The sequence below is a fragment of the Microbaculum marinum genome (assembly GCF_037855135.1).
In the GTDB taxonomy this organism is placed as follows: Bacteria; Pseudomonadota; Alphaproteobacteria; order Rhizobiales; family Tepidamorphaceae; genus Microbaculum; species Microbaculum marinum.
In genome coordinates this window covers 240865-249577 of record NZ_JAZHOF010000009.1, presented here as the reverse complement: position 1 = coordinate 249577, position 8713 = coordinate 240865, and the positions used below count along the sequence as shown (strand labels likewise).

Genomic DNA, 8713 nt, shown 5'->3' with positions numbered 1-8713 from the left:
GCGCATGAAGATCATGTCCGGGCGATTCCAGAGATCTTCGCCGGGCCAGATATCGAGATCCGAAATGGGCCTGTTGGATTCCACGCTCAGCAGGAACTCGCGGCCGAACCGGTCGTAGTGGCCGAAATTTTCCATGAATACCGGCAGCAAGGGCAGCTTGTCGGCGTAGAACGAGCTGGCAAAGTCCAGTTGGTAGACGAACTCCGTCTCGTTGATGCCGAAGAGCATGGCGCCATTGGCCCCGGCGGCTGCACTCACCGCATCGAGGGTCGAAATCCATTTTTCGTCCGAAAAGGATACATCGTAGATCGCAGGAAGCGCATCGTAGGCCAGTTTCATAGACAGTTCCCTTTTGGCCCGAACTGCATCACATTCCATCCTCGCGGATCAACCCGCCACGCCGAGGCTGTCGGGGCCGCTCCGAGCCGGTCAATGCGGATCGGGCACGGGGATGGGAGTACCGGCTGAGGACCAGCGGGCACTCGGAAATTCCGGCAGATTGGGGAAAAGGAAATGGTGCCCATGGCGTGGATTGAACACGCGACCTCTCCCTTACCAAGGGAGTGCTCTACCACTGAGCTACATGGGCGCCGGCGAAGCGGCGCATAACTGCCATAGGGGGGTGGCGAGCGCAAGCCGTTCGCGCGGAATAGACGCGGCGGCCGTCCCGCCGCCTCCGCTCACCCGTCAGGGCACCCCCCGTTCACGTCACCAGGTGCGGTTGAAGCGGGCGCCCACCGTCAGCACCGGCTCGCCGGTCTCCAGCTCTCCGAGCGAGGTCGACATGCCGAGGCCGCCGCCGAGCGGCCGCTCGGCCGTCAGGGTGGTGTTGACCTCGGGCTGCTCCAGTCCCGACCCCAGCACCTGGCCCCGGGCGATCAGCGCCGTGCCGGTCTCCGTCAGGTCGATGCGCAGCGAACGGTTCGCCTCCCAGCTCTGCGCTGCGGCGACTGTGCCGAGGCCGGTTTCCCGCACGATGAGGTCGCTCGAAAGGCTCGCCCGGAGGTGGTCGCCGAGCGACCGGCTGCGGGTCAGGCTGCCGGAGACGGCGGCGCTGTCGGCATAGGGATTGAGCTGCACGCGCAGGCGCGCCTGGCCGCCGATCCACCCCGGCGCCGGCATCGATACGCTCGCCCAGGCGACGGTGCCGGGCGCCGCCGGCTTCGACCACGGATCGACCTCGTCGGCGAGCGCCCTGGCCTGGCTGGTCGCCTCGACGCCGGAAACCGACACGTCCATCCCCATCACCGCGTTCCAGCCGGTCGGCAGCTCGGCCTCCAGCTTCACGACGTAGGAGTTGTCGCCGGTGATCTCGCTCCTGATCGGCAGCCGGTCGCGGGTCAGGTCCCCGGCCGCCGCCGCCAGCGGGGAGAGGCCGAGCGCGATTGCGGTCATCGCGACCGTCCGGAACGGGAGATGTCCCGCGCCGCGGCCGGCCCGCAGCCTTCCTGCCCGCTCAATCATGAGTCCCCGCATCGATCTTCGGTCACATCCGCGCATCGCACCGCAAAGCCGGGGCGATCCGGCCGGTCGCCGCCAGGGCCGGCGCACCCGGCGGCCGCCATGCTCTCCGGGATCGAAGCCGTTCCTATCAGGCCGATGCCGAATTGCGAAGCCCGTCGGGGGATCGATCGCTCGATTTTCCCCGGAATGTGCGAATATGGTCACAGATGCGGGTATGTAGCACGGGATCTCGCTCGGATCTGGCCGGTTTTGCGCCGAATTCGTGAAAATTGGCCCACCGGTGCCGAGGCGATCCTTTGGTCTTTGATTGCTGCTGCGGGCTGTCGTAATTTGGCGCCATGGCAGACGAAGCGACGCCCGGCAGCGGGAGCAGGAAGTCCGAGACGGCGGAAGAGCGCCGTGACAGGCTGGCGGCACAGCTACGACGCAATCTTGGCAGACGGAAGGCACAGGGAAGGGCACGCCGTGCCAGGGTCGACGAGCCTGGCGAGGCGGAGCCGGACGCGGCGGATTGAGCCGCCCGGCAGCGCTTGAAGGCCTGCCCCCCTTTCCCGATATAGGCGACCGCGGCCGCAGCGTTGCGCCGCGAAAGCGAAGCCGTTAACAGGAAGGTCGGCCCCGGCTCCGGGGCCGCCGGTAGCCGGGCGACAGAACCGAACATGAGCAAGCTCAAGCTTTTTGCGCTCGACGCGGAGGACCTGGAGGTCATCTCCGCGCACCTGCAGGATGCCGTCGTGCGGATCGCCGACTTGCGCTGGCTTCCCGACGAGCAGCGTTTCGTCATTGTCGTCAACCGCTTCGACCGGAGCGAACCGGGCAAGGCCGGCACCTATCGCCGCGCCCGCACCGCCCTGCATTTCGAGCGCGTCCAGTCGGTCCGGCGCCGCGCGATCCGGCAGGACCGGGCCGATGCCGTCCTCAACCTGCTGGCCGTCAGGTTTGAGGAAACCGACGCGCCCGCCGGGACCGTTGAACTGATCTTCTCGGCCGGTGGCGTGATCCGGCTGGACGTCGAGTGCCTGGAGGCCAGGCTGTCCGATCTGGGCCCGGTGTGGTCGACGTCGTCCGTCCCAGACCACGAGACCGGCGCGGCCGCAGCCGCGGCCGGGGAGACCGGCCCCGCGGCCCGCGAAGGCGCGTGAGCGGGCCGGTCATCATGACCCGGCCGTCATGACCCGGGTGGCGGCGTGACGCGCAGGTCCGACAGGCTCGTCTCCGTCGATCTCGACGAGTCCTCGATCGGGCGCGGCTCGCCGGACATCGAGCACGAGCGCGCCGTGGCGATATACGACCTGCTTGAGGAGAACAGCTTCGCGCTGGCAGGCCACGACAGCGGTCCCTACCGCCTGACCCTGTCGATCCGGGAAAAGCGGCTGGTTTTCGACATCCGCAACGAAGGCGAGGCGCCCGTGGTGACACATATCCTGTCGCTCACCCCGTTTCGCCGCATCGTCCGCGACTACTTCCTGGTGTGCGAGAGCTACTACCAGATGATCAGGACGGCGAGCCCGAGCCGGATCGAGGCGGTCGACATGGGCCGACGCGGCATCCACAACGAGGGCTCGCGGATCCTGGCGGAGCGTCTTGAAGGCAAGATCGAGGTCGATTTCGATACCGCGCGGCGGCTCTTCACACTGATCTGCGTCCTGCACTGGAAAGGCTGAGACGTGGCGGCGGGGGGCGAACCCACTGGCGCCGTGAACGGCTCCCCCTCGGCGGTATTGTTTGCCTGCGGGATGAATGCCGTGCGCTCCCCCATGGCGGCGGCGATCACCCGTCATCTCTTCCCGAACGCGATCTATGTCGCCTCCGCCGGCGTGCGGGAGGGCGAACCGGACGGCTTCGTCACGGCGGTGATGGAGGAAATCGGGATCGACGTCTCTCGGCACCAGCCGCACACCTTCGAGGACCTCGCCGACACGTCTTTCGACGTCGTCATCTCGCTGGCGCCCGAGGCGCATCACCGCGCGCTGGAACTGACGCGGACCATGGCCTTCGACGCGGAATACTGGCCGACCGAGGATCCCACCGTCGTCGGCGGAACCCGCGAGCAGCGCCTGGACGCCTATCGCCGGGTGCGCGACACGCTTCTGCAGCGCATCAAGGAGCGGTTCGGCTGGAAGCCGCCGCTGACCGGTTGACTGCGTCCGGCCGCTGACCGACATGGTTTGCCCGTTCCGTTGCGGCTGCGGGAGGCGGGGCGGCGGCGCGACCTGTTTCCCCGGTTCACATTTCAGCAGCAATTCGCTAGTTTCCGCGCCGGTCCGGCTCCGCGCCGCGGAACGGCCTCCATCGACTCGCTCAGGGATCTGAACGGCCGCGGCCGGATTCGGACGTCTCAGACGGACCACGATACATGACGGGACGCCCGACACTCGTGCTTGCCAGCGGTTCGCCGCGCCGGCTCGGCCTGCTGCAGCAGGCGGGGATCGAACCGGATTCGTTGCAGCCGGCCGATATCGACGAGGCGCCGGGCAAGGGCGAGACCCCGCGCACCCTTGCCAAACGGCTGGCGCGAACCAAGGCCGAAGTATCGATACGACAGGTCGACCGTGAGGAGGCGCTCAAGGGCGCGTACATCGTGACGGCCGATACCGTGGTTGCCGTGGGACGGCGCATCCTGCCAAAGGCGGAAATGGTCGACGAGGCGGCGAACTGCCTGAGGCTGCTTTCGGGACGCAACCACAAGGTCTACACCAGCGTCTGCCTGGTGACGCCGTCGCGGGCGATCCGCCAGAAGCTGGTCGAGACCCGGGTCCGCTTCAAGCGTCTGTCGCGCGAGGAGATCGAAAGCTATCTCGCCTCCGGCGAGTGGCGCGGCAAGGCGGGCGGCTACGCAATCCAGGGAATCGCCGGGAGCTTCGTCGTCCGGCTGGTGGGGTCGTATACGGCCGTTGTCGGACTGCCGCTCTACGAGACCGTCTCGATGCTGCACGGCGAGGGGTATCCGGTCTACTTCAACTGGCTGAGCGGGCCTGCTTGACCGGCGTCCCGCATATCATGGAGGGCCGATGAACGTCGCGACCTGGCTGGCTCGGGCCGGCCGTACCTTTCCTGAACATCCCGCGGTCGGATACGGCGCAGGCGTGCACCAGTCATACGGGGCCCTGGCCCTGCGCGCCGGCCGTCTTGCCGCCGGTCTCGCCCGCCTCGGCCTTGCCCCCGGCGACCGGGTGGCGATCGCCGCGAAGAACTGCCCGGAATATCTCGAGTGCCTGTTCGGGATCTGGTGGGGGGGCTTCGCGGCGGTGCCGGCGAACGCCAAGCTGCATGGCGCCGAACTCGCCTGGATGATCGAGGATGCCGGGGCGCGGGTGTGTCTTGCGACTCCCAAGGAGGCGGCGGCGATCTCCGGCCATCCGGCCGGCGGACTGAAGGCGCTCGTCGAGATCGGCTTGCCCGGCTACGAGGCGCTGTTTGCAGGCGACGCCGCGGCGCCCGCCGGCGCCGCACCCGATGCGCTCGCCTGGCTGTTCTATACGAGCGGGACGACCGGACGGCCGAAGGGCGCGATGATCACCCATCGCAACATCGTCTCCATGACCTTCGGCTATCTCGCCGATGTCGACCCGACCGGCCCGGGCGATGCGGTGCTGCATTCGGCGCCGATGAGCCACGGCTCGGGCCTCTATATCCTGCCGCATGTCTGCCGGGCGGCCCTGAACGTGGTGCCGGAATCCGGCGGTTTCGAACCGGAGGAGATCTTCCGCCTGATCAACGCCCGGCCGGGGACCTCGATGTTCGCGGCGCCGACCATGATCAAGCGGATGGTGGAGCATCCTGGCGACCTCGACCCGGGCGCCCTGCGCACCCTCGTGTGGGGTGGAGCGCCGATGTATGTCGAGGACGTCAAGAAGGCGCTCGACCGGTTCGGGCCGCGGCTTGCGGAGATCTACGGCCAGGGCGAATCGCCGATGACCGGGACGGTGCTGGCTAAGGACGTGATCGCCGATCGCGATCATCCGCGCTGGCTCGAGCGGATCGGCTCGGCCGGCATCGCCAACTCCGCCTGCGAGGTCCGGATCGCGGATGCCGAGGACGAACCCTTGCCGGCCGGGGAGACGGGCGAACTGCTGCTGCGCGGCGATTGCGTCATTCCCGGCTACTGGAACAATCCGGACGCCAGCGCGGCGGCGCTGAGGAACGGCTGGCTGCACACCGGCGACGTCGGGGTGATGGACGAGGACGGATTCGTCACGCTCAAGGACCGGTCGAAGGACATGATCATCTCGGGCGGCACGAACATCTATCCGCGCGAGGTCGAGGAGGTGCTGCTCACCCATCCGGGGATCCGGGAGGTCTCGGTCATCGGGCGGCCGGACGCGGAGTGGGGCGAGGTCGTCGTCGCCTATGTCGTCGGCGACGCCGCGGCGACGGAGCTCGATCGTCTCTGTCTGGACAACATCGCCCGGTTCAAGCGTCCGAAGGACTACGTCTTCGTCGAGGCGCTGCCGAAGAACAATTACGGCAAGATTCTCAAGACGGAACTGCGTGAATCCGACAAGGCGCGACGGCAGGAGGCATGACAGGGCGATCGGTTCGATCGCCCGCGAGCCGCTCGCCCACCGGCAGGCGACGGTGAATTGTGTGGCGCCGAGGTGAGGCCCGGGAGAACTGGCCGGCTTGCCGGATGCAAGGTTGAGGAGACGGCAGATGAACGACCATGATCCGGGCGGCAAGGCGGCGCCCCGCGCCGGCGAGAGATGTCCGATCTGCGGGCAGCCGACGGTCCATCGCAACCGGCCGTTCTGCTCGTCGCGCTGCGCCAATATCGACCTCAACCGCTGGCTGACCGGCCACTATGCGATTCCCGTGGTCGAGGACGAAGACGAGGACGGCGGTCCGCGCGATTCCGAAGGCCCGGACGGCGCCGCGTGAGGCCGGCCTCCTCGATGTCGCTGGTCCCTGAATTCAACGTCGGCCAAGTCGTCCGACCCGCTGGACATGCGCAGGCGGATTTCCTATAACCCGCCGGCTTCCCGCGCCGCATCACGGCTTTCGGCCGCAATACCGGCACGTGTGGAATGCCCAGGTAGCTCAGTTGGTAGAGCACGTGACTGAAAATCACGGTGTCGGTGGTTCGATTCCGCCCCTGGGCACCATTTCCCCCTCTCATAGCTGAACACGGCACGCCATAGATCGTTGAAATTCAACGGTCTCGAGGCACTTCACCGCTGCTGGCGATGCCTGGGTCCACGGCACGCCTGGGGGGTCGCGGCTGCTCTGGTCATTCATCAAGGCGGGCTTTACGGATTCCTTACAGGCGGGCGGGCTTTTCGCCATAGCGCGCTTACTCCCCCAAGCTGCATCTATCCGGCCGGCGCTCATGCCATGGAGTCGGCCCATGCTGGACCTGATCTACGTCGGACTGGCGGTTTGCGGTTTCCTCGCCTTCATTGCCGCTATTCCGGCCTGCGAGCTGCTGTGAGGCCACGGGGATGATCGAGTATCTCATCGCCGCCGTCGTGGCATTGGCGCTTCTCGCCTACCTCACGGCCGCGCTGCTGCGTCCGGAGCGGTTCTGAGGAAGGTCGAAATGGCCACCGACATTCTTCAGTTCCTGCTCTATTCGGCCCTCCTTGTCGCGCTGGCCTGGCCGCTCGGCGCCTACATGGCCCGGGTCTTCCAGGGCCGCCGCACGCTGCTTTCCCCGGTGCTCGCACCGGTCGAACGCGGGATCTGCGCGATCGCGGGACGGGGCGCGATGCAGGAGCAACACTGGACGCGATACGCGCTGTCGGTGCTCGTGTTCAACCTGGCCGGCTGGCTTGTCCTCTACGCCATCCTGAGGCTGCAGCACCTGCTGCCGTGGAACCCTGAAGGCCTGGCACCGATGTCGCCGGACCTTGCCTTCAATACGGCGGTGAGCTTCGTCACCAACACAAACTGGCAGGCCTACGGGGGCGAGACGACGCTCTCCTATTTCAGCCAGATGGTTGGGCTGACCGTGCAGAACTTCCTCTCGGCGGCCACGGGCATTGCTGTCGGCGTCGCCGTGATCCGCGGATTCGCCGCCCACGGCGCCAGATCGATCGGCAATTTCTGGGTCGACCTGACCCGCTCCGTTCTCTACGTCCTGCTACCGCTATCGATCGTCGGCGCGCTCGTCCTCGTCTGGCAGGGCGTGCCCCAGAGCCTTGACGCATATGCGCAGGCGACCACGCTCGAGGGGCAGGAACAGATCATCGCCCAGGGTCCTGCCGCCTCGCAGATCGCCATCAAGCAACTCGGCACCAATGGCGGCGGCTTCTTCAACGTCAATTCCTCGCACCCGCTCGAGAACCCGACCCAGATCTCCAATCTCCTGGAACTGGTCTACATCCTGCTGATTCCTGCAGCCTTCTGCTTCCTGTTCGGCCACATGGCGAAGGATCGGCGGCAGGGCGTCGCGATCTTCGCCGCGATGGGCATCCTGTTCGTCGTCGGCCTTGCCGTCGTCTATGGCGCGGAGTTTCAAGGCAACCCTCTCCTCGCCACGCTGCCCGTCGATCAGGCGGCGGGCAACATGGAGGGAAAGGAAGTCCGCTTCGGCACCGGCCTCTCGGCGCTGTGGGCCGAGGCCACGACGGCCGCCTCGAACGGCTCGGTCAACTCCATGCACGACAGCTACACACCGCTGGCCGGCCTTGCGCTTCTGCTCAACATGCAGGTCGGCGAAGTCGTCTTCGGCGGCGTCGGCGCCGGCTTCTACGGCATGCTGCTTTTTGTCGTGCTGACCGTGTTCCTCGCCGGGCTGATGGTCGGGCGCACACCTGAATATCTCGGCAAGAAGATCCAGGCCAGGGAGGTCAAGCTCGCCGTGCTGGCGTTCCTCTCGATGCCGGTCGGCATTCTGGTGTTCGCGGCATTGGCCGCGACCATTCCGAGCGCCCTCGCAGCCGTCAGCAATCCGGGGCCGCATGGGCTCTCGCAGATCCTCTATGCCTATTCGTCTGCCACCGGCAACAACGGCTCGGCCTTCGCCGGCTTCGGCGCCAACCAGCCGTTTCACACGACTCTGCAGGGCATTGCCATGCTGCTCGGCCGCTACGCCTTCATCGTGCCGATGCTGGCGATCGCAGGCTCCCTGGCAGTCAAAACGCCAACGCCGGGGTCTACCGGCACCTTCCCGACCCACGGACCGATCTTCGTCATCCTGCTGGTGATCGTCGTCGTGACCCTCGGGGGACTCACCTTCTTCCCGGCACTCGCCCTCGGTCCCATTGCCGAGCAGGTTGCGGTGCAGGCCGGCCGGACGTTCTGAGGCGTC

General features: G+C 67.0%; 10 protein-coding genes and 2 tRNA genes. 9 read left to right on the top strand and 3 right to left on the bottom strand.

Going from position 1 to position 8713, the window contains the following annotated elements; translation table 11 throughout:
- The 3 genes from V3328_RS21215 to V3328_RS21205 all read right to left on the bottom strand — a co-directional run.
- Nucleotides 1-339: hypothetical protein (locus tag V3328_RS21215; protein ID WP_340331713.1), on the bottom strand; the 339-nt coding region annotated here is incomplete at its 3' end.
- Nucleotides 340-514: 175 nt separating this feature from the next.
- Nucleotides 515-589 (bottom strand) — tRNA-Thr (locus V3328_RS21210).
- 119 nt (nt 590-708) lie between these two features.
- Nucleotides 709-1395 (bottom strand): hypothetical protein, encoded by a 687-nt coding sequence (locus V3328_RS21205; protein WP_340331712.1) that lies wholly within the window; start codon nt 1393-1395, stop codon nt 709-711.
- Between the two features lie 728 nt (nt 1396-2123).
- Between V3328_RS21205 and V3328_RS21200 the strand changes: the two genes are divergently transcribed.
- From V3328_RS21200 to kdpA, 9 genes are all read left to right on the top strand, one after another.
- Complete coding sequence (locus V3328_RS21200) at nt 2124-2606, top strand: DUF2948 family protein (RefSeq protein WP_340331711.1); 483 nt, start codon at nt 2124-2126, stop codon at nt 2604-2606.
- A gap of 45 nt (nt 2607-2651) precedes the next feature.
- On the top strand, nt 2652-3128 hold the full coding sequence (locus V3328_RS21195; protein WP_340331710.1) for a UPF0262 family protein: 477 nt from the start codon (nt 2652-2654) through the stop codon (nt 3126-3128).
- 3 nt (nt 3129-3131) lie between these two features.
- A complete protein-coding gene (locus tag V3328_RS21190; RefSeq protein WP_378759141.1) occupies nt 3132-3605 on the top strand; it encodes an arsenate-mycothiol transferase ArsC in 474 nt (157 codons plus the stop codon).
- A gap of 215 nt (nt 3606-3820) precedes the next feature.
- A complete protein-coding gene (locus V3328_RS21185) occupies nt 3821-4447 on the top strand; it encodes a Maf-like protein (RefSeq protein ID WP_340331709.1) in 627 nt (208 codons plus the stop codon).
- A 28-nt stretch (nt 4448-4475) separates the two neighbouring features.
- A complete protein-coding gene (locus tag V3328_RS21180; protein WP_340331708.1) occupies nt 4476-5990 on the top strand; it encodes a class I adenylate-forming enzyme family protein in 1515 nt (504 codons plus the stop codon).
- A gap of 127 nt (nt 5991-6117) precedes the next feature.
- Nucleotides 6118-6342, top strand: coding sequence for a DNA gyrase inhibitor YacG (gene yacG / locus V3328_RS21175; RefSeq protein ID WP_340331707.1), 225 nt, complete (start codon nt 6118-6120; stop codon nt 6340-6342).
- Nucleotides 6343-6490: 148 nt separating this feature from the next.
- Nucleotides 6491-6566: transfer RNA gene (locus V3328_RS21170), tRNA-Phe, on the top strand.
- A gap of 336 nt (nt 6567-6902) precedes the next feature.
- Nucleotides 6903-6989 carry a K(+)-transporting ATPase subunit F gene (kdpF, locus tag V3328_RS26595; protein ID WP_378759152.1) on the top strand — a complete coding sequence of 29 codons (87 nt, stop codon included), beginning with the start codon at nt 6903-6905 and terminating at the stop codon, nt 6987-6989.
- A gap of 11 nt (nt 6990-7000) precedes the next feature.
- Nucleotides 7001-8707 (top strand): potassium-transporting ATPase subunit KdpA, encoded by a 1707-nt coding sequence (kdpA, locus tag V3328_RS21165; protein ID WP_340331706.1) that lies wholly within the window; start codon nt 7001-7003, stop codon nt 8705-8707.
- Nucleotides 8708-8713 lie beyond the last annotated feature (6 nt).